Source organism: Pseudoalteromonas sp. TAB23, from assembly GCF_000498075.1.
GTDB classification, from domain to species: Bacteria; Pseudomonadota; Gammaproteobacteria; order Enterobacterales; family Alteromonadaceae; genus Pseudoalteromonas; species Pseudoalteromonas arctica.
The window spans coordinates 1-21547 of the sequence record NZ_AUTP01000215.1 but is presented as its reverse complement, the minus strand read 5'-3'; the positions used below and the strand labels follow the sequence as shown (position 1 = coordinate 21547).

Below are 21547 nucleotides of genomic sequence, written 5' to 3'. Positions count from 1 at the left end.
AAGCCAATATAAATCAGAGTGCACACCCGCAGCGGTCACTTCTCTACCCGCTCCAGGCCCCTGAATCACTAATGCGTTATCGCTATACCATTTGCTATTAATTACAAAAATATTATCGCCAGGTGTAAGGTTTGCTAACGCATCGCCATTAGGCACATACGCTATTCCCACTTTAGCAATTACTTCACCTTGTGTGATTTCTAACAAGCCCGTATATCTAAGTACTGAATTTTTAGACTTTGCTGTTACTGCATGCTCTTCGATGAACGCGTCTAGCTGTGCTTTTTTATTTAAAAAGTCATCCCAACTTCCCAGCGCAAGCTCATCTGGCATCAATGCCGATAAGCTAATATCGTCAAGTCCAAGCTCAACACCTAGCTCTCGGGCTAAAATAAGTAGCTTACGCTGCATATCTCGCCCAGATAAATCTTCGCGAGGGTCTGGCTCTGTGAATCCCATTTTCTGAGCTTCTAGTACCAACTCAGAGAATGGCCTTGTTCCATCATATTTACTGCATAGCCACGAAAGCGTGCCTGAGAAAACACCTTCTATACGTGTTATTTTATCGCCACTATTTTGCAAATCAGCCAAAGCAAAGTTAATAGGTAAGCCAGCGCCTACACTGGTGTTATATCGCCAATGTAAATTACGTTCTGTAATATTACTACGAAGTGCTTTATACCAAGTAGTCGGTGCTGTTCCAGCGTATTTATTAGCACTAATTAAATGACAGTTTCTATCTACAAAGTCTGGATATAACAAGCTAAATTGTTCACTTGCGGTAATATCAATTACAATTTTATGCTCGTAATCGAGCTCATTTATAGCATTCAGTAAATCTGCAGATTGATAGCTATTTGCCTCATGCTGCCATTGAGTTTTCCATTGCTGTGTATTAATACCACTTGCATTAAACAGCATTTTTTTAGAGCGAATTAGACCGACTAATTTAATACTAAAGTCATCCGATAAACGCTCAAATTGTGCCGATAACTGTTTAATGAAAACGTCGCCAACGTTACCAAGCCCCGCAACTATAATTGCGATTTCTTGGCCTTTATTAATTAGCTTATCGTGTAAGTCACTTTGTATATCACTATCTATAAATTGATCGGTAAGCAATAAAGCATAGCCAGTATCTTGATGGACAAAACGAGGTTTTATGCTGTGGAGTTTTAATAAATCTAATGCTTGTAAGCTTAATGTATTAACGTCTTGCTCAGGCGCTACAATTGCACAACCGTTTAAATTTGACTCGCTAATATTTGCCCTACCCGCAAAATAATTAATAACCAGATAAGTTTGTGCTGCAGGTACTACTAAATACACTTCACCATTATGGTTAAAGTGATGAAGGTTATGCTGAATAAGCTGACTAACACTTGCAACCTCACCTTCACTTAATCCTTCAACCATTAATAGGTCAACATTTTGCAACGTGGTTATAAAGCGCTTTTTCTTCGCTGAACCTTCTTTTACTATATCTGTTGGACTTGCTTGTACATCAAAACTACTGCGAACAGCTAGCTTAATATCTGTGTTTTTAAGTGGCGATAGTGTTTTTGCATGTAATACAGGGTTACCCAAGCGAGCTAATAAATTAGCCTGTCCACGGCAAATTTTGCCGTATTTAATCGCTTTTTGTACCTTGCGAGGATCAGTGCTATACACCCCCTGTGTATCAGTCCAAATGCATACTTGCTTAGCATTGCAATAATTTGCAAGTAGTGTTGCACTGTAGTCACTGCCATTTCGGCCAAGCGTTACAGTCTCGCCTTTGATATCTGCGGCAATAAACCCAGTAACAACATTTATTTTATTAGGCAAAATTAACTGCCCACATTGCTGCGCATTTTGCGCATGCATTAATTCGCCATCATTTAAGGTAAAAAGAGTACGCGCATCTTGAGCGCATGCCTCAATATTTAGCTGCTGTAAATAAGTAGCGAGTAAACGTGCTGACCACAGTTCGCCATGTGCAAGTAATGCAGCCTCTTTTAGCTGCTCAGCTTGAGCAAGTTCTGCAATATAGCTAAGTTCGATACTTAGTGTTTTAAGTGCACTTCGTTTTAAATCGGCTTCTAATAGCTGCTCTATTAAATCACTTTGATGGTTATTTAACTGCAGTAAAATATCAGCTACTGCTTGAGTATCTTGTTTTTGATAGCTTTGCCAAAGTAATACTAGCGTATCGGTTGTCTTACCCGCAGNGCAGCCGATACCACCACACAATCACCCGGTTGAGTATGTGTAATTATTATTTTTGCTACGCTTTGGTATCGCTCACTTGAGCTTAAACTTGAACCACCAAATTTATGTACACAATTGACCATATTAATCACCAAAGCGCCGGACGGGCTGCACTTAATTTAACGTTCCCACCAGAAGTGCCTGCACCTTTGCCTACACGGCCAACATTTTTATTTTGCCCTGGTTTTACAAGTTCAAACACTCGCTCAAAATCAGCGACTAAATCGTGTATATCTTCAATACCTACCGAAATACGAATAAGCGTATCGCCCACACCCGCTTCTAAACGTGCTGTTGCCTCCATACCTGCGTGCGTCATAGTTGCAGGGTGACAAATCAAGCTCTCTACGCCACCTAGTGACTCAGCTAAACTAAACGTTTTAAGACTAGTTAAAAATGCCGCAGCGTCATTTATATCGCCTTTAATATCAAAACTAACCATGCCACCAAAACCAAGTTGCTGTGCTTTAGCCAGCTCATGTTGAGGATGTGACTCAAGACCTGGGTAGTAAACTTGGCTTACATATTCAGAGCTTTCAAGATACTTAGCTATTGCCAGTGCATTTTCTTGATGCTGCCTTAGACGCACATTTAAAGTACGTAAACCACGAAGCGTTAAATAGCTATCAAAAGGCGCACCCGTAATACCAATGTTATTAGCCCACCAAGCAAGCTCATTGCCTAACTCTTGTGTTGCTGCAATAACAGCGCCGCCTACTACATCTGAGTGTCCGTTAATGTATTTAGTGGTTGAATGCACCACAATATCTACACCAAACTTAATAGGGTTTTGTAAGGCCGGCGACAAAAACGTGTTATCTGCAGCCACCAATGCACCGCATTGCTTTGCAATATCGGTAACCGCTTTAATATCTGTTAAACGAAGTACTGGGTTACTTGGGGTTTCTATCCAAATAAGCTTTGGTTTAATTACTAAAATTTGTTGAAGGCTTTCTTCTTTTGTTAAATCTAATATTTCGAGCTTTAGTAGTCCGCGTTTTTGTAAAGATGTAAATAAACGATAGCTGCCACCATAACAATCATGTGGAATTACTAACGTATCGTCACTATTAAGTAGCTGAGTAGCTAAATGCACGGCAGCCATGCCTGTAGCTGTAATTATGCCACGAGCGCCACCTTCAAGCTTAGCAAGCGTCTCAGCTAAAATATCACGATTAGGATTACCGCTACGACCATAATCATACTCACGCTTAGTATCAAAGTCGGCAAACGAATAAGTAGTCGATAAATAAATTGGCGGTACCACCGCACCATGATGTTTATCAGCATCAACGCCGTTACGTACAGCAATGGTCGCTTTGTTTTTTTCGCTCATATTCGTCACCTGATTAATTTGGATGTTTAGACGTCTAAAAGAGTAAGTTATCCGTTTTGATAAGTCAAAGTATTTTAAAGCTCTAGATGGCTAAAAGTAGAAGGGGCCTCTGCGAATAACACATTTTAGCTCACAAAAGTGTGCTTATCTTTACACCTACAATAGGCTTATTAAGATAGATCGGTATCTATTATTTGACTATCTTTTTTAAATCGATAGAATTTCACGCATATTTACACGCTTTTTATACCGTGTGAGAAATTAATAATCTGAGGCAACGATACATCTTATGGCTAAATGGAATGGTGAGTATATTCACCCATACGCAGAACACGGTAAAAAATCAGAGCAAGTTAAAAAGATCACCGTTTCGATCCCGCTAAATGTATTAAAGGTATTAACTGACGAACGTACACGTCGTCAAATCAATAACCTTCGCCATGCTACAAATAGTGAATTGCTATGTGAGGCATTTTTGCATGCTTTTACTGGCCAACCTTTACCAAATGACGATGACTTACGTAAAGATAACGCCGAAAAAGTGCCAGAAGAAGTTAAAAAAATAATGCAAGAAATGGGTCTAGAAGTACCCGTTTTAAACGAAGAATAAATATTACAAAGACAAAAAAACCTCAGTAATTACTGAGGTTTTTTTATGTCTAAATTTTATTGCATAGCTCTACTGTATAGATTTACTGCATATAGTTTTCAGGTAGCTCAATTTGTGCAACACCTGACTCAATAGCAGCAAGTGCAACAGCTCTTGCTATACGCGGCAGTAAACGTGGATCCATTGGTTTTGGAATAATATACTGCGCACCAAATTCTAGTTTATCTACACCAGCGGCTTTTAAAACTTCTGCAGGTACTGGCTCTTTGGCAATACTTCGAATAGCATCTACTGCAGCAATTTTCATTTCATCGTTAATAGCGCTTGCACGTACATCAAGCGCACCACGGAAAATAAACGGGAAACATAAAACATTATTAACTTGGTTAGGGTAATCAGAGCGCCCTGTTGCCATGATTAAATCGTTGCGTGCGCCGTGCGCAAGAGCAGGATCAATCTCAGGATCTGGGTTTGAACATGCAAACACAACTGGTTTTGCAGCCATTAGCTTTAAATCTTCAGCCGCTAATAAGTTAGGGCCAGAAACGCCTACAAATACATCTGCATCTGCAATTACATCTTGCAATGTACGCTTATCGGTATTATTAGCAAAAAGCTGTTTGTATTCATTTAAGTCATCGCGGCGAGTATGAATAACACCTTTGCGGTCAAGCATATAAATGTGTTCACGCAGTGCACCACACTTAATTAACAGCTCCATACACGCAACAGCGGCAGCGCCTGCACCTAAACATACAATAATTGCATCTTCAATTGACTTACCTTGTACTTCTAGCGCATTTAACATACCAGCAGCCGTTACAATGGCAGTACCGTGTTGATCGTCATGAAAAACAGGAATGCTACAACGCTCTATTAATGCTTTTTCAATTTCAAAACACTCTGGTGCTTTAATATCTTCAAGGTTAATGCCACCGAATGTGTCGGCAATATTGGCAACCGTATTAATAAAGTCTTCTGTTGTTTTGTGCTTAACTTCAATATCGATAGAATCAAGCCCTGCAAAACGTTTAAACAATAACGCTTTACCTTCCATTACAGGCTTAGAAGCTAAAGGACCTAAATTACCAAGGCCTAGAATTGCAGTACCATTAGTAATAACCGCAACCATGTTACCTTTACCAGTATATTTATAAGCATTTGCAGGATCTGCAGCTATTTCACGTACAGGTTCGGCAACACCTGGGCTATACGCAAGTGCAAGATCATGAGCCGTTTCAGCTGGTTTTGTAAGCTCAATGCTAATTTTACCTGGTACGGGATGTGAGTGGTAATGTAGTGCTTGTTCACGAAAGTCAGACATAACGCGATTGTATCCTGCAATTTAAGTTAAAGTGAGAGATGGAGTCTTGGGGTACGATACCCTTATTATTTTTAAATTCCAAGCAATATCAGGTCTATCCTGTTATATGCTATATCCTTTAATTTTAAGAGGTTTTTCAGTAACTTTGCAGGATTATATCGACATTTAATAAATAAAAATTCACCTAAAAAGTAAGTTTTAAGGTGCTTTTATACCTATCAAAATCTTATAAAATGTATACTTAAAGTAACAGCATAAACTTAGAATAACAGCCTACTACCCTACTTTAAAAACAGATAAGCCCACGTTAGCTACTTTTATCAACCTAGTTAAAAATTGTACTATTTAAAATATAGAGAATATCTATCGATTTGTCTGTAAAGGATTATGCATACTCAGAATAAGAATAGGAAATAGTTATGCAAAAGGAGGGGATAGTTAAAATCAACGAAATAATACCAATCTGCTTATATATGGGGTCTATTTAACGTTAAGAAAATTACGCTAGAACTAGGCAAAAATTTTTGTATCTAGTTGTTTTAAATAAAAAAATTTTAACGACGTTATGGTGCAATTTAATTCGTTAAATTGCTCAAAGATTTATGCAGGTTGGTTTAAGCTAATAAATAACAAATTTTAGGCACAAAAAAAGCACCCTAAGGTGCTTTTTTTAACTAAACAGCAATAATTACTTCTTGCTGGCAAGTGCACCGAAGCGCTTGTTGAAGCGATCAACACGTCCGCCAGTGTCTAAAACTTTTTGCTTACCAGTGTAAAACGGGTGACACGCAGAACATACGTCTAAGTGAATGTCTTTACAAAGAGTTGAGCTAGTTTCGAATTTATTTCCACATGAACATGTTGCAGAAATTACTTCATACTTAGGGTGAATACCTTCTTTCATAGGAACCTCTAGTTAAGGCCGCATCGCTCTCCAAACCCGGAGTTTGGCACCATACGTCGTTAAAACAAATTTGTTGGTGGCGGATTTTATCCAACAACCTCCCCCCACACAAGTATTTATTTATATTTTTGCCAAAAAAGTGAACAATCTCTTTCTCAAGCACTATTGCTAGTAGGTTTTTAGCGTTATTTTTAGTACATTACAGCATTAATTTTACGGGTTGAGTTGTTATGAGTTTTGTTGAAGTTGCTATTAAAGTTCCGCTTCCACGCACCTTTGATTATAAAATAGAAGAACAGCTCAGTGGCTTATCAACTCCTTTACTACCTGGCATGCGGGTTTTGGTACCTTTTGGTAATCAAAAAAAAGTAGCGGTTGTTCTGGGTATTAAAAGCAGTACCGACGTCCCTTTAAATAAAATTAAAAATATTATAGAGGTAATAGACGACGCCCCTATTTTAAGTGCCCAGCATTTAGAACTCCTTAGCTTTACTGCCCGCTATTATTGCTATCCATTAGGCGAAACTATTCATATAGCGCTACCTGGTGCACTTCGCCAAGGTGAATCGCCTGATAAAACCAGTATTAATATGGTTGCCCTGACAGAAAAAGGTGCAAAAGTACCGTCATTAAAAGCTAAAACACAGCTCAACCTATTAAAGCAGTTATCGCAATCAGGTAAGTCATCATTAACTGAGTTAAAAGCACTGGGCTTTAGTAAAAAAACAATAGATAGCTTAATAGATAAAGAACTCATAACACAAACTATTGAGCACGATAACCAATGGCAAAGTGTTGCTCCAACCGTCGGTAGTAAACCAGTACTTAATAAAGAACAAGCGGTTGCTTGCACAGCTATAAATCAAAGTACTGGCTTTAGCAGCTTTTTATTAGAAGGCGTAACGGGCAGCGGTAAAACCGAAGTGTATTTACAGTGCCTAGAAGAAGTACTCAAACGTGGCGAGCAAGCCCTCGTACTCGTGCCCGAAATCGGCCTAACACCACAAACCGTAAACCGTTTTCGCCGCCGCTTTCCTGATACACCCATTATGCTTTGGCACTCTGCACTTACCGACAACGAACGCTTACAAACATGGCGCTTTTGCGAAAAAGGCAGTTGTGCGATAGTTATTGGCACACGTTCGAGTATTTTTCTGCCATTTTTAAAACTCGGTATGATTGTTGTTGATGAAGAACACGATTCATCATTTAAACAACAAGATACCCTTCGTTACCATGCTCGTGATTTAGCCGCTTACAGAGCTTTTCAGCATAAAATTCCGCTTATATTAGGCAGCGCCACACCCGCGCTTGAAACACTACACAAAGCAATTAATAACAAATACCAGCTATTAAGTTTAACCGAGCGTGCGCAAACAGCGACTGACAACCAGTTTAAGTTACTCGATATGAAAGGTCAGCCCGACCAAGCAGGTATTGCACATGCAAGCCTTGCTACCATGCGTCAGCACTTAAATCGCGGTAAACAGGTTATGGTATTTTTAAATCGCCGAGGTTTCTCACCCACCCTTATTTGCCATGAGTGCGGTTGGTTGAGCGAGTGTAAACGATGCAGTACCAGCGCTACATTTCATAAAGCGATTGGGCAAATGATCTGTCATCACTGTGGCGACCAGTACCCTGTCCCTCACCAATGCCCTGACTGTGGAAGTACGCAAATATTTCCTAACGGTAAAGGCACAGAGCAAATTGAAGAGTTTTTATCGACCGAGTTCCCTGATACACCCGTTACTCGTATAGACCGCGATTCAACTCGCCGTAAAGGTAGCCTTGAAAAAGCACTTGATGAAATAAATCTAGGCGGCGCACGCATTTTAGTGGGCACACAAATGCTTGCCAAAGGCCATCACTTTGCAGATGTAAGCCTTGTTATAATTTTAGATGTAGATAGCGGCTTATACTCATGCGACTTTAGAGCAACAGAACACTTAGCGCAATTAGTCACCCAAGTAGCGGGGCGTGCTGGACGTTCAGGAGAGCCTGGTCAAGTGTTATTACAAACACACTTTCCAGAACACCCTCTTTTACAAGATTTAGTTAATAATGGTTACCAAGACTTTGCCCGCTTTGCTCTTAGTGAGCGCGATGATGCTGACTTACCGCCCATTACAAATATGGCCATTGTGCGTGCACAAGGACATAGTATTAAACTAGTAGTCGATTTTTTGACGGATTTGGTTCCTGTGAATGGGGTATCTGGTATACAATTGCTCGGTCCGATCCCTGCCCCACTTGAAAGAGTCGCAGGTATGTATCGTTTTCAATTGCATATTCAAGCGCAAGATCGTCGCATATTACATCAGTACCTTGCGCAAATGGTTGATTATTTAAGTACCAGTAAACTTGCACAAAAAGTACGCTGGAGCTTAGACGTAGACCCTATAGACATGATTTAGGTTAAGGCCAAAATAACACCATGGCACAGCACGATTATATTAATAAAAAGCCTGCAGGCAGAAACAGTAAAAAAAACGCACCCGCTAAAAAACCATTTCCTATTCTTTTAGCCGTTATAGCCATCTTACTTGTAGGTGGTTTTGCCTACACACTATGGTTTATAAAAAGTAATGCCGATCCAAAACTTGTCGAAAAACAAGCTAACCCAACTGCACCCGCAAAAGTAGAAGTTGTTATTCCACGTACACCGGAATTTATTAAAGAAATTAGAAACCACGAGATTCAAGTTGAAGTAAAAGAACTTGAGCAAAAAGGTCCTTATGTTATGCAATGCGGTTCGTTCAGAACTCATGCACAAGCTGAATCATTAAAAGCTAAAATCGCATTTGCAGGGCTCATTTCTGAGATAAAACAGGCTGAAGGCAGCAATGGTACTTGGTATAAAGTACGTTTAGGCCCTTATAAAACCAAACGCCAAGCCGAAAGCGATAAAAACAAACTTAAACGTGTAAAAATAGTCGGCTGCGGAATTTGGGGCTGGACTTGAAAATAAACCATTCACCCATATAACCTCATCATAATCGTTTTTTACGAGTTGCCTCTGCAGCTCGATGATGAGGAATAACATGACTACTATCGTAAGTGTTCGCCGCGGCGACAAAGTTGTAATTGGCGGCGATGGCCAAGTTTCACTTGGTAACACCGTAATGAAGGGCAACGCCCGCAAAGTTCGACGTCTTTATAATGGCAAAGTAATCGCTGGTTTTGCCGGCGGTACTGCTGATGCCTTCACTCTTTTCGAACGTTTTGAAAGCAAATTAGAAATGCACCAAGGTAACCTAACTAAAGCCGCAGTAGAAATGGCTAAAGATTGGCGAAGTGACCGTGCACTTCGAAAACTCGAAGCGCTGCTCGCCGTAGCAGACGAAACAGCATCTTTAATTATTACCGGTAATGGCGATGTAGTTCAGCCAGAAAACGATTTAATTGCAATTGGTAGTGGTGGTAACTTTGCGCAATCAGCTGCAACCGCCCTTTTAGAAAATACAGATTTAAGCGCTCGTGAAATAGTAGAGAAAAGCTTAACTATTGCAGGCAACATCTGCGTATTTACTAATAACTTCCAAACAATCGAAGAATTATAATAGGAACTATTATGTCTGATATGACCCCAAGAGAAATTGTTCACGAGCTAGATCAGCACATTATAGGTCAGGCTAAAGCTAAAAAAGCAGTCGCTATTGCGCTTCGTAATCGCTGGCGCCGTATGCAATTAAATGAAGATTTACGCAGTGAAGTAACACCAAAAAATATACTAATGATTGGCCCAACTGGTGTAGGTAAAACAGAAATTGCCCGCCGTTTAGCAAAACTTGCTAACGCACCATTCATTAAAGTAGAAGCGACTAAATTTACTGAAGTTGGTTATGTTGGTAAAGAAGTAGATACGATCATACGTGACCTCGTTGATGTTTCAATTAAAATGACTCGCGAACAGCAAACTAAAAAGTTTAAACATCGCGCCGAAGAAGCAGCAGAAGAGCGTATTTTAGATGCACTTTTACCACCGGTTAAAGATCAATATGGCGAAAGCCAACGCGACGATACTTCATCTACTCGCCAAACATTTCGTAAAAAATTACGTGAAGGTCAATTAGATGATAAAGAAATCGAGATTGAATTAGCGCAAGCTCAATCAAACGTAGAAATTATGGCGCCTCCTGGTATGGAAGATATGACCAACCAGTTACAAAGCATGTTTCAAAACATGGGCGGCGATAAACGCACTAAACGTAAGTTAAAAATTAAAGAGGCCTTCAAACTATTAACGGAAGAAGAAGCCGCTAAATTAGTAAACCCTGAAGAGCTAAAAGAACAAGCTATTTTTGCAGTAGAGCAAAACGGTATTGTGTTTATAGATGAAATAGACAAAATTTGTAAACGTGGTGATTCTTCAGGCCCTGATGTGAGCCGAGAAGGTGTTCAGCGCGACTTACTACCGCTAATTGAAGGCTCCACTGTAAATACTAAGCACGGAATGGTTAAAACTGACCATATGCTGTTTATTGCCTCTGGTGCGTTTCAGATGGCAAAGCCATCAGATATGATCCCAGAGCTACAGGGCCGCTTACCGATTCGAGTAGAACTTGAAGCACTTACTGCAGATGACTTTAAACGCATCCTTACAGAGCCTCATGCATCGCTTACCGAGCAACAACGAGAGCTGCTTAAAACTGAGCAGGTATCGATTGAGTTTAGCGACGATGCAATTGAGCGTATTGCCAAAGCAGCTTGGCAAGTTAACGAGAAAACCGAAAACATCGGTGCTCGTCGTCTACACACTGTAATGGAAAGATTGATGGAAGAAATTTCATACGACGCTTCTGAAAAAGCAGGCTCGTCATTAGTAATCGACGCCGCTTATGTTGAAAAACACTTAGGTGCACTTGTTGAAGATGAAGACTTAAGCCGCTTTATTCTATAAAACGAATATAAACGTTATACTAAAAGCCTCCAGATTGGGGGCTTTTTAATGGGATATATTAAATGAAACACGTAACAAAAGTGCATTACCACAGTGTAAGTAAAAATCTAGATGTTTACTTTGATGATGACAGTAAAGCTGTATTTAGCTGTGAGTTTTTACGTGTACACTCCCCTTCAGCTGAAGTGCAGGGCCATGGCTCTGGCCCAATGAAGCTAGTACTTAATAAGCAAGCTGTAGGAATAAAAAGTATTGTACCTGTTGGGCATTACGCACTTCGTTTAGATTTTGACGATGGCCATAACAGCGGACTATTTAGCTGGCGCTACTTTGAAAAACTACAACAGCAACAAGATACATTGTGGAGTGAATATTTAGCGCGGGTAACTGAACACGAAAAAAGTAAAGATAGCGTGCCTATAAAATTTGTTCCTTAAACTTTATAGGCCCGTTCTATTAAGCGTTATTAAACCTTAAATTTATCAATTGCAGTGAACAGAACGCGAGCCTGCTCAGAGACCTCTTCACTTGTTTGCGCATTGTTAGCAGCATGTTCAGTTGCGTCTTGTGCAATATCGCGAATTCTTACTACATTTTTATTAACCTCTGATGCCACTTGGCTTTGCTCATCAATAGCAACTGCTATTTGAGAGCTCATTTCCATTATTGTTTGTACATCTTCAGTAATTGCGCCTAATAGCTCACCTGCTTTAATTGCTTGCGAGGCACTTTCATCACCTTGAGAGCGACATTTGTGCATAATACTCACCACTTCTTGAGTACGCTGCTGTAAGGTACTTATAATACCTTCAATCTCACTTGTAGACTCTTGAGTACGCTTTGCTAATGAACGAACCTCATCTGCAACAACAGCAAAACCACGACCATACTCACCAGCACGGGCCGCTTCTATTGCCGCATTAAGTGCAAGTAAATTTGTTTGATCTGCAATCCCTCGAATTACATCAAGCACTGAACCAATTGTTTCACCATCTTTTTCAAGTTGCGACACTACATTTGATGCATTCCCCAGCGAATCAGATAGGGCCCTAATGTGCTTAACGGTAGAATCTACTTCACTACGCCCTTGTTGTGCACTTAAATTTGTTGACTCTGCTTTTTTCGCAGCCGCTTCAGTATTATGTGAAATATCCTGAATCGTCGCCTGCATTTNCTGCCGTTGCAACCATGTCGGCTTCATGTAGTTGCTCTTGCATACCAGAGCTTGTTGCTGCGGTACTTTGTGATAAATGCTCTGTTGCTACATTAAGCGTGTTTAAAGCACCATTAACTTCGTTAATTAAGTTCTTAAAATCGCCTATTAAGCTATTAAAGTCGACCGTCATGGTGGTAATTTCGTCTTTACCAGTTTGCTCTATCATCACGCTCAAATCATTATTACGACGAATATCGTTAATGGTGTGATAAACCCGCTCAATAGGTACAATAATGGAGTGGCTTGTAAAATAAACGAGCGCTAATACAATCACACCTGCAATCACAAATACCAAAATAGCTAAAAATTGAGCCTGCTCTACACTTTGCTCTACTTGTAACTTAGTGTCTTTAACGATTTTAGAAACAATGGCGTCGCTTTTATCTACACTGTCACGCATTACTCCAAGTGCGCCTGACTCAAGATCTAGCCCTAGCTTAGTTTGCGCCTGCACAAGTGTTTGAAATTCGCTTTGGTATATATCAATCAAAGGATTAATTTGTGCTTTATAGTCGCTTGGCAGCTGTGCTGCAGCTATCTGCTGCTTAAATGTATTAATTCCCTCATTAAAACGCCCTAGGTACTTAATATCAAATCTCAGCATGAAATCTTTTTCTGAGCGTCTTAGTTGCAGCATTGACGACAGCAGTTGGTAATTTTGCTGCTCTTTTAATAGTTGCTCAACTTCATGAACCGAGCTTCTAAGCTTGCCATATAACCCGTCGGTCGGGGTTAAACCAATCTCTTTTTGAAGCTTAACAACAGTATCAAAATCATTATTATAGCTATTTATTAGTTGCTCAAAGCGCTGGACCTGCTCCTGTGCAATACCTTGGTTAGCCATTAACTGTTGTAACTTTTTTACTATATCACTTAACTGCTCAAAATCCGTTTCAAATGCAGTTAACGCGTCTTCTTGTTTATAAAACAAAAAGTTTTTTTCATGTTTACGCAATGCTAATGCATGTACGTTGAGCTCTTCTGCTAATTGAATAGTCTTGTTTAAGCTCAAGGTTGTACGTGATTCAAAAATAATCACGCATAAAAGGACCACCATTGCTAAACCAACAACGACTGCGTTTAGTTGTAAACGTCGTTTAATTGTTAAGTTTTGTAAAAAATTCATCGCTAACGCCTTTTTTAAATATGCATTTGTATTATAGCTAATAGATCAAAAGCGACTAATTAATTTAACTTTTTATTATTGGTAATTCTAAACAGTTTAAATGTGATGGCTATAAGGCGACACTATCCCACAAACCTTTATGTAACGATTGTGTGTTATTCCATTGTTGTTTAACCAACCAATCAATTAAAGGCGCGGGATCGCTGGGGTAATTTATTTGCTTGTTTTGCGGCGCGCTATTCCAATCATCAAGGGCTTGTGGGTTTAAATAGTTCATAACATGCGCCATGCCCATGGCAAATAAAGTTTGTGCATTTGCTGCTTGCTCAAACTGACCATCTAAAGGCTTTAATAGTAACTTTTTACCTAACTTAAGCGCTTCACTGGCAAGCTCAAATCCCGCGTTACCAATAACACCACTTGTGTTTGCTAAGTCGTTTAAAAAGCCAGAACGTGAAGGGGCTCGTAAATGTATATGTCCAAAAGACTGATTGCTGGCATTTGGGTGATAGCAATAAAATTCTTTTTCGGGAAAGTCTTTTAAATAATCAACAACGCTATCTAAGTTTTCGAAAGGTAAATATACCAATACCTTGTTCATTACTGCTACAGGGTTGTCGTGATTATGATGAGCAATAAAAGGCGGTATTATATTATTTGCAAATGGTTGCCAGTGCACGCCTAAGTAGGTAGTCGCTGGTGCATAATGCTTGATAAGTGATTTTCTCAGGACGCCACGACCAAACATAGGTACGTTATCTGACAAAAATGCTGCTTGGTGACTAATGCCAATAACGGGTATACCTGCCCGTTTTGCAGCCCATGCTGTGACTGGCTCAAAGTCATTAAGTACAAAATCGTACTGTTTTATCTCAAGCGATTTTATATCACTCACCAACTTACAAATTCGCATGTTTTTAAGTGTTTTTAAATTTTTAACTTGCCCATTTTCAGTGCTAAACGATAAACCACGATACGCTTTATAATCTGAGAATTCGTGCATATCAAAGTAATCTTTATTTGCGCGCCCTGAAAACACATAATCAACATCAATACCGAGCTTATTAAAGCAGCTTGCCATAACCCGAGCGCGCGTTATATGACCATTACCGGTACCTTGTACTCCATACAATATTTTCATGCAGGCACCACAAGTGCTAACGCAAATAAACCACAAAAACTACCAATCGTTGCGCCTATTATAATATCAGCAGGAAAGTGCACACCCAATACCACACGAGACATAGCAACGCCGGTAGCCCAACTAAATAGTAGTAACGCATATTCTGGAAAAAAATGGCTTAATATAATTGCCACTAAAAAGGCAGCTGCACTGTGACCCGATGGTAAACTAAATTTATCGCTTGGTACTATATAGGCATTTGTTACTAAGCAGTCGCATGGACGGATCCGAGCAAATCTATTTTTAGCTAGTAGGTAAATAGGTCTTTCTATAGCAAAACCAATTAATATAGTAACAGGCAATAATTGATGCTGTTCATTATTACTAAGCCACCACACTGCTAAGCATATTAATATATAAAGCTCACCATCACCGCTTTTAGACAAACCAAAGGCCATTGTTTTAAACCACCTCGGTGAATTGCAATTAAACAAAGTTAAAAATAATTGCTCATCTATCTGAGTTACCTTTTTAAGCATATTATTATTCATCACCATCCCTCATTGCATAACATATGAACACCGATTTAGCTTATGTGTTGTAAATAACAATTGAGTGACGCTTTTAATACACTATTATTGCGATTAATGATTTAGCGCTTGTTTTGCCTAAATTTACTGCGATTAAGTCGTTGTTATTGCTTATAAGGAGGGTATACTGAGATATAAATTAATGTACCTTTTGAGGATAAAATAATGGATTACAGCACTTCTGATTTATGCGACCACTTTGCTGACGTGGTTGACGTGCTAGAGCCAATGTTCATCAACTTTGGTGGTCGACACAGCTTTGGTGGCCGCATTAAAACGGTTAAATGTTTTGAAAATAATGAACTGATCCGCGAATTACTTTCTCAAGACGGTACAGACTTAGTGCTTCTTATTGACGGTGGTGGCTCAACTCGCCGTGCACTTATTGATATTGAATTGGCCGAACTTGCACTTGAAAATAACTGGAATGGTATTGTTGTTTACGGCGCAGTACGCCACGTTGATGAGCTTGAAGAACTTGATTTAGGCATTCAAGCAATTGCTTCTATCCCTGTTGCAGCTGACAGTGAAGGTGCTGGCGAGGATGCTATAGGCGTTAACTTTGCCGGTGTATCATTTTTTGATGATGACTTTATTTATGCCGATAGTACTGGCATTGTTTTATCTGCAGAAGAATTAGAATTGGAAGTTGTAGAAGTATAACGTGACCTCCCATTTAAAAGTATATGATGAAAGCGCGGTTAGAGCACTTTGCTCTAACCGCGTAAATGAAAAAAAAGCATGGCAATCAATGGCCTTGCTAGACACTCAAGTAAACCTGCAACAAGCACTTATTGACGCAGCTCAATTTGGCATTCGCTACGTACTTCTTGGTATTTGCGAAGATATTGGCCCAAAAGCCAATTTAGGAAATGGCGGTGCAAACGAAGCATGGCCTGCTTTTTTAAAACGTTTTTTAAACCAACCTCATAATCAATTTATTGCCACTCAAAAAGTACTTTTATTGGGTGAAGTAAATACTGATGATTTAATGGCGCAAAGCAACCAACTTAATAATCAGCAAGCCCAGCAGTTAACTCAATTACGAGATTTATGCCAACAACTTGATGAACGCGTAGAGTCAGTATTAAGCCTTATTTTTAAAGCAGGGCTTGAGCCAATCGTCATTGGCGGAGGTCACAATAATTGCTTAGGTATTATTCGCGCGCTAAGTAAGTCAAAAAACACGCCTGTTAATACTATCAATTTTGACCCTCATGCCGATTTTAGAGAATGTGAAGGTCGCCATAGTGGTAATGGCTTTCGCTACGCGTATAACGAGCAACATCTAAGTAATTACCATGTTATTGGCTTACATGAATTAAAAAACAATCAAGCAATTATAGATGCAATGAGTGAAGCTAACTTTAAATTTGATAGCTATCAATCTATACAAGTTAAGCGAAAAATTACACTAACGCAGGCAATTGAAAGTGCACTAAGTAATTTTAATGATTTACCGCTGGGTGTTGAAGTTGATTTAGATAGTATTACTTATATGCCAGTTAGTGCGTATACATATTGCGGATTTAGTGTGAGTGACACTGAGCACTTTGTGCATTTAGCTGCAAGCCATCGCTACTCTAAGTACTTACACTTATGTGAAGCAGCGCCTAGCCAGCACCCTAACGGAGTTGAGGCCGGATCTGCCCATGTAGGGCAAGTGATTAGTGCACTTGTAAATAGCTACCTACAAGCCAAAGAAAACACTTAACGTTGTTGAACCGATCGCCACTCTTTTAGCCAGCTCATTAAACCGATACTACTTAGCGGATGACCAAAGTAATAACCTTGTGCAGCATAACCTTTTAAGCTTTTTACAAACTTAAGTTGTTCAAGTGTTTCTACTCCTTCAAAAATTACTTTTGTTTTTTGTTGGCTATGCATATCAACCATTCCACCAACTAAACTGCGTATATTGTTTTGATTACTAAAGTCAGCGGTAAGTGAAGGTGAAACCTTAATATACTCAACCGCTAAACTTGGTAACTTAGAAAGTAGTACTGGATTATCACCAAGTCCATCCACACATACTTTTAAGCCTATGTTATTAAGTCTTGCGATCATGCCTCGGCCTTTGTCATCTAAACCAGCAAAAATATGTAAAGGGCATTCAACAATTAAGTCTCCCGCCTCTAAGTGATGTTCATTTATAACAACATCAACAAATTCAACAAACTCTTCATTTAGCATTTCAGGGCCAAATACGTTAATGCTAAGCGGTATAGAAATACCTTCTACTCTAAGCGCCATTGCAAGCTCAGCGGCTCTCTCCATTACAAATTTAGCAAGCGGGTAACCAAGCCCTGCTATTCTTATGTCGTCAATAAAACGATTAGCAGATAAAATTCCTTGCTTAGGGTGCTGCCAACGCAGTAGTAATTCTAAAAACTCAATTTGACCGTTTTCGTTACAAATTATAGGTTGAAAATAGAGTTCTAATTCGCTCGAAAAATCAATATTTGCCAATTCTTTTAGTCGCGCTTGTTGCTCTCGCAGTTCAATCATCATTTGTTGATGATAAGGCACAACCTTGCGATTTGGATGGCTATCGAGTGCTAGGTATGCGTACGATATTAAATTATCAAAGTTATTGTCTTGCTCATTACAATCAACATAGCTCGCCCTCGCTTTTACCTCTACAGTGCAGTTAGCAACATTAAATGGCTTAAGCGTTGCACCCAGTATTTGTTCAATAACCAACTCATGCAAATGTTTTTGATTCGCAAAACTACAAATAAATGCAAAGTTAAGGCCCCCTAAGTGGGCTAGCTTTTCTTGCCCAACTAAAGTCACTATTTCGTCACTTGAAAGCAGTTCTTTTATTCGATTAGCCGATTGTGCTAAAAGTATATCGCCAAAGTCACGTCCAATGTGCTGGTTAACTTGTTCAAATCCTTCAAGACGAATAACGATTAACGCTGCACTTACTTGCTTATTGTCGCACCATGCATAGTAACCTTGACGTAACTGTTTTCTATCTGCAAAAACCGAAAGCGGAGACTCTTCAATAAATGCATCACCTGTAGGTTCTGGCTCTATCACTACTTCTATTTCAGCGCTTTCATCATTTAAAAAACCAACAATAGCTAATAATAATATCGCTAACACAACCCAAAATAACGGAACTTCCAATAATAAATGAGCTGAAAATAGAACAACAAATAAAAGACCAGCCATTGAGCTGGTAATAATCATGCTCCAATTATTTCGCTCGAAGGCTTGCCATAAATGAAAACAAAATCCAAAGGCAAGTAAAATGGCAAGCCAAGCTGCGCCCGTACTCAAAATAGCCAAACCAACAGCTGCTGTGCATAAATAGCTAAATTTAATACTGGCATTTTTAACGGCAAATAAAGTGGCAATCATCGCCATCAATAGTGCACCACTAAAAAAAATTGGGAAATTACTGTCGGTTAGTATGTTCAAATTAACGGCATCCGTATTCGCTAAAAAAGTTTAAACCAGGTTATATGTGGGTAAAAATAATACAAATTAGTTAATTCTACCCAAAATCCATAAATTTAACAGTTTATTTACGCCAAATTGGTAACTTAATTGTGATGGATGACTTATTTGCCAATGCGCAATATCAGCTCTTGCACCAACCTTTAAAATACCACGGTCGTCTAACCCTAGTGCTTTAGCAGCATTGCGAGTAACACCTGCCAATGCTTGCTCGGGTGTTAATCTAAACAATGTGCATGCCATATTCATCATCAAGTGCACTGAGCACAGCGGTGAAGTGCCAGGATTAAAATCACTCGCAATAGCTATAGGTACTTTATATTGATTAAGTAACTCAATAGGTGGGAATTTAGTTTCTCTTAAAAAATAAAATGCACCGGGCAATAACACCGCGACCGTCCCAGCGTTTGCCATGGCTTTTACACCCTCTTCATCGAGATGCTCAATATGATCTGCCGAAAGGCCATTGAACTGCGCCACCAGCTCAGCACCATGTTGATTAGATAACTGCTCAGCATGGCATTTTACTGGGAGGTTATGCTTTTTAGCCGCCTCAAAAACACGTTTGGTTTGCGAATAACTAAAGCCTACATTTTCACAAAATACATCGACTGCATCAGCAAGATTATTAGCCACTACCTGATCAAGCATGTCAGTACATACCAAATCAATATATTCATCAGCACGGCCTTTGTATTCAGGCGGTAGAGCATGCGCCCCTAAAAAAGTAGTTTTAATATCAATAGGATGATGCTCACCTAATAAACGAGCTACTTCTAATATTTTTATCTCGTTTTCAGTATCTAGCCCATAGCCTGACTTTATTTCAACAGTGGTTACACCTTCTTTTAACAACGTATTTAAGCGATCTTTTGCATCAACAAATAATTGCTCACAGTCGGCTGCTCTCGTCGCTTTAACCGTACTTGCTATGCCACCGCCTTGTGCCGCAATTTGCTCATAACTTACACCCTGCAAGCGCTGCTCAAACTCTTGCGACCTTGAACCTGCAAACACTAGATGCGTATGACAATCTATTAAGCCCGGCGTTAACCACTGCCCTTTTATACTCAATGTCGGCGTTGCAAACACATCAAAACTGGGCAACGTTGCTTGCTCTCCAATCCACGCAATTTTACCATTTTTAATAGCTATAGCAGCATTTTCGATTGCGCCATAAGGGGCATTTATATTGCTATCCATAGTGGCAATATTGGCATCAGTTAAAAGTAAGTCGATTTCTTCTAACTCATAATTTTTTGTTGTGCTTTGCATTTTACAGCCCTTTTTACGCCGAGAGTGATGAAAATATAGTCTAACAACCCACCTTGTATATACAAGGCAATTGTGTCATCTTATTTATATAGTTTATTTTTAATGTAACCATAAATTTAATGACGACACCTAAATTTGCGCAAATAAAACAATTCATTGTTGATAAAATTCGCAGCGGTACGTGGCAAGAAAACCAACGTGTTCCCTCTGAAAACGAACTAAGTAGTCAATTTAGTGTCAGCAGAATGACAGCCCGCCGAGCACTAAGCGAGTTAACCGAGGCAGGNCCCGCAGCCAAGGGTTAGGTACATTTGTAGCCACATTTAAATCGCAGTCATCGTTACTCGAAATAAAAAACATTGCTGATGAAGTAAAAGAACGTAACGGCAACTACACCTGTAGTGTACTTATACTTGAATCAATAAATGCAGTCGCACCTATTGCCATTGCGCTTGGTGTTGAGATTGACAGTGTTGTATATCGAAGTGTACTCGTTCATAACGAAAACGACAGCCCCTTGCAGCTAGAAGAGCGTTTTGTAAACCCTGCGCTTGCGGCTGGTTACTTACAACAAGACTTTAGCACGCTTACACCTCATGAGTATCTATCTAGTGTTGCACCACTTACCCAAGCGAGGCATACCGTAGAGGCTATTATGCCAAACAGCGAAATGTGCCAATGGTTAAATTTATATAACGAAGAGCCATGCTTACAAGTTATTCGACGCACATGGTCTATTAACGGCATTGTAAGCTTTGCGCGCCTTGTATCACCAGGCAGTAAATATCGCTTAGGTGGACACTTAACATTTAAAAAATAACAAACAATAGCGCTTACTGCGCTTTTTTTATAACAAATCACCTTGTATATACAACAGGAGCAAAACATGAACAACCGACTCGACACAAGTCGCGTAATACGTGCACCTCATGGCGATAAAATAAGTGCTAAAAGCTGGCAAACTGAAGCTGCTAAGCGCATGCTAATGAATAATCTAGACCCTGAAGTTGCAGAACATCCTCATGCACTTGTTGTATATGGTGGTATTGGCCGAGCAGCTCGTGATTGGCCAAGTTATGACAAAATTATAGAAACCCTCGATAGACTCGAAAACGACGAAACTCTGCTTGTACAATCAGGAAAACCCGTTGGTGTATTTAAAACCCACAGTAATGCCCCTCGTGTACTTATTGCCAACTCAAACCTTGTTCCACACTGGGCGAATTGGGAGCACTTTAACGAGCTCGATAAAAAAGGCTTGATGATGTACGGACAAATGACAGCGGGTTCTTGGATTTATATTGGCTCGCAAGGCATTGTACAAGGCACTTACGAGACCTTTATAGCCATGGCAAAGCAACATTTTTCAGGCAGTGCTAAAGGCAAGTGGGTATTAACGGGTGGCCTTGGTGGTATGGGCGG

At 39.7% G+C, this 21547-nt stretch carries 15 protein-coding genes and 4 pseudogenes; 10 read left to right on the top strand and 9 right to left on the bottom strand.

All coding sequences use genetic code 11. From position 1 onward, the window contains the following. Positions 1 to 2333: pseudogene (metL, locus tag L654_RS01000000125970) on the bottom strand (bifunctional aspartate kinase/homoserine dehydrogenase II); the annotation flags it as partial. 5 nt (positions 2334 to 2338) lie between these two features. Further along, positions 2339 to 3586, bottom strand: coding sequence for a cystathionine gamma-synthase (gene metB / locus L654_RS0111715; RefSeq protein ID WP_024608107.1), 1248 nt, complete (start codon positions 3584 to 3586; stop codon positions 2339 to 2341). Positions 3587 to 3875: 289 nt separating this feature from the next. Between metB and metJ the strand changes: the two genes are divergently transcribed. Next, entirely contained in the window at positions 3876 to 4196 is a 321-nt protein-coding gene (gene metJ, locus L654_RS0111710; protein ID WP_007586263.1) for a met regulon transcriptional regulator MetJ, read from the top strand. Positions 4197 to 4278: 82 nt separating this feature from the next. Here the strand turns inward: metJ and L654_RS0111705 are convergent, their stop codons facing one another. Then, positions 4279 to 5520 (bottom strand): malic enzyme-like NAD(P)-binding protein, encoded by a 1242-nt coding sequence (locus tag L654_RS0111705; RefSeq protein WP_007582028.1) that lies wholly within the window; start codon positions 5518 to 5520, stop codon positions 4279 to 4281. A gap of 688 nt (positions 5521 to 6208) precedes the next feature. Further along, entirely contained in the window at positions 6209 to 6424 is a 216-nt protein-coding gene (rpmE, locus tag L654_RS0111700) for a 50S ribosomal protein L31 (RefSeq protein ID WP_007582029.1), read from the bottom strand. Between the two features lie 230 nt (positions 6425 to 6654). On the opposite strand from rpmE, the gene priA reads away from it, so the two are divergent. The 5 genes from priA to L654_RS0111675 all read left to right on the top strand — a co-directional run bounded on the left by priA (position 6655) and on the right by L654_RS0111675 (position 11764). After that, entirely contained in the window at positions 6655 to 8841 is a 2187-nt protein-coding gene (gene priA, locus L654_RS0111695) for a primosomal protein N' (protein WP_024594431.1), read from the top strand. Between the two features lie 20 nt (positions 8842 to 8861). Then, positions 8862 to 9389 carry an SPOR domain-containing protein gene (locus L654_RS0111690; protein WP_007582031.1) on the top strand — a complete coding sequence of 176 codons (528 nt, stop codon included), beginning with the start codon at positions 8862 to 8864 and terminating at the stop codon, positions 9387 to 9389. A gap of 79 nt (positions 9390 to 9468) precedes the next feature. Then, entirely contained in the window at positions 9469 to 9987 is a 519-nt protein-coding gene (gene hslV, locus L654_RS0111685; protein ID WP_002958366.1) for an ATP-dependent protease subunit HslV, read from the top strand. 11 nt (positions 9988 to 9998) lie between these two features. Beyond that, positions 9999 to 11327, top strand: coding sequence for an HslU--HslV peptidase ATPase subunit (gene hslU / locus L654_RS0111680; protein WP_024589894.1), 1329 nt, complete (start codon positions 9999 to 10001; stop codon positions 11325 to 11327). A gap of 62 nt (positions 11328 to 11389) precedes the next feature. Beyond that, positions 11390 to 11764, top strand: coding sequence for a gamma-butyrobetaine hydroxylase-like domain-containing protein (locus L654_RS0111675; protein WP_002958364.1), 375 nt, complete (start codon positions 11390 to 11392; stop codon positions 11762 to 11764). Positions 11765 to 11793: 29 nt separating this feature from the next. Here the strand turns inward: L654_RS0111675 and L654_RS01000000125965 are convergent. The 3 genes and pseudogenes from L654_RS01000000125965 to L654_RS0111660 all read right to left on the bottom strand — a co-directional run bounded on the left by L654_RS01000000125965 (position 11794) and on the right by L654_RS0111660 (position 15346). Continuing rightward, positions 11794 to 13669: pseudogene (locus tag L654_RS01000000125965) on the bottom strand (methyl-accepting chemotaxis protein). A gap of 109 nt (positions 13670 to 13778) precedes the next feature. Further along, positions 13779 to 14810, bottom strand: a complete 1032-nt coding sequence (locus tag L654_RS0111665) for an MJ1255/VC2487 family glycosyltransferase (RefSeq protein WP_002958362.1) — start codon at positions 14808 to 14810, stop codon at positions 13779 to 13781. Then, a complete protein-coding gene (locus L654_RS0111660) occupies positions 14807 to 15346 on the bottom strand; it encodes a phosphatase PAP2 family protein (protein ID WP_024608106.1) in 540 nt (179 codons plus the stop codon). Before L654_RS0111660 ends, L654_RS0111665 begins: the two co-directional genes overlap by 4 nt. A gap of 201 nt (positions 15347 to 15547) precedes the next feature. On the opposite strand from L654_RS0111660, the gene rraA reads away from it, so the two are divergent. Beyond that, complete coding sequence (rraA, locus tag L654_RS0111655; RefSeq protein WP_002959955.1) at positions 15548 to 16045, top strand: ribonuclease E activity regulator RraA; 498 nt, start codon at positions 15548 to 15550, stop codon at positions 16043 to 16045. A gap of 1 nt (position 16046) precedes the next feature. Beyond that, positions 16047 to 17096 carry a formimidoylglutamase gene (locus L654_RS0111650; RefSeq protein WP_024589897.1) on the top strand — a complete coding sequence of 350 codons (1050 nt, stop codon included), beginning with the start codon at positions 16047 to 16049 and terminating at the stop codon, positions 17094 to 17096. Here L654_RS0111650 and L654_RS0111645 read toward each other — a convergent pair. After that, positions 17093 to 18757 carry a GGDEF domain-containing phosphodiesterase gene (locus L654_RS0111645; protein WP_024589898.1) on the bottom strand — a complete coding sequence of 555 codons (1665 nt, stop codon included), beginning with the start codon at positions 18755 to 18757 and terminating at the stop codon, positions 17093 to 17095. The two genes, L654_RS0111650 and L654_RS0111645, sit on opposite strands and share 4 nt — an antisense overlap. Positions 18758 to 18877: 120 nt before the next feature. Then, positions 18878 to 20125, bottom strand: coding sequence for an imidazolonepropionase (gene hutI, locus L654_RS0111640; protein ID WP_024589899.1), 1248 nt, complete (start codon positions 20123 to 20125; stop codon positions 18878 to 18880). A gap of 119 nt (positions 20126 to 20244) precedes the next feature. Between hutI and hutC the strand changes: the two are divergent. Both hutC and L654_RS0111630 read left to right on the top strand, forming a co-directional pair. Next, positions 20245 to 20945: pseudogene (gene hutC / locus L654_RS01000000125960) on the top strand (histidine utilization repressor). Between the two features lie 66 nt (positions 20946 to 21011). Continuing rightward, positions 21012 to 21547, top strand: a pseudogene (locus tag L654_RS0111630) (urocanate hydratase); the annotation flags it as partial.

Excerpts from the sequence above, each read along its gene's own strand:
- L654_RS0111705 (WP_007582028.1), bottom strand. The coding sequence starts at position 5,520 with ATGTCTGACTTTCGTGAACAAGCACTACATTACCACTCACATCCCGTA.
- priA (WP_024594431.1), top strand. The coding sequence starts at position 6,655 with ATGAGTTTTGTTGAAGTTGCTATTAAAGTTCCGCTTCCACGCACCTTT.
- L654_RS0111690 (WP_007582031.1), top strand. The coding sequence starts at position 8,862 with ATGGCACAGCACGATTATATTAATAAAAAGCCTGCAGGCAGAAACAGT.
- rpmE (WP_007582029.1), bottom strand. The coding sequence starts at position 6,424 with ATGAAAGAAGGTATTCACCCTAAGTATGAAGTAATTTCTGCAACATGT.
- metJ (WP_007586263.1), top strand. The coding sequence starts at position 3,876 with ATGGCTAAATGGAATGGTGAGTATATTCACCCATACGCAGAACACGGT.
- metB (WP_024608107.1), bottom strand. The coding sequence starts at position 3,586 with ATGAGCGAAAAAAACAAAGCGACCATTGCTGTACGTAACGGCGTTGAT.
- hslU (WP_024589894.1), top strand. The coding sequence starts at position 9,999 with ATGTCTGATATGACCCCAAGAGAAATTGTTCACGAGCTAGATCAGCAC.
- L654_RS0111665 (WP_002958362.1), bottom strand. The coding sequence starts at position 14,810 with ATGAAAATATTGTATGGAGTACAAGGTACCGGTAATGGTCATATAACG.
- hslV (WP_002958366.1), top strand. The coding sequence starts at position 9,469 with ATGACTACTATCGTAAGTGTTCGCCGCGGCGACAAAGTTGTAATTGGC.
- rraA (WP_002959955.1), top strand. The coding sequence starts at position 15,548 with ATGGATTACAGCACTTCTGATTTATGCGACCACTTTGCTGACGTGGTT.
- L654_RS0111645 (WP_024589898.1), bottom strand. The coding sequence starts at position 18,757 with ATGGCGATGATTGCCACTTTATTTGCCGTTAAAAATGCCAGTATTAAA.
- L654_RS0111675 (WP_002958364.1), top strand. The coding sequence starts at position 11,390 with ATGAAACACGTAACAAAAGTGCATTACCACAGTGTAAGTAAAAATCTA.
- hutI (WP_024589899.1), bottom strand. The coding sequence starts at position 20,125 with ATGCAAAGCACAACAAAAAATTATGAGTTAGAAGAAATCGACTTACTT.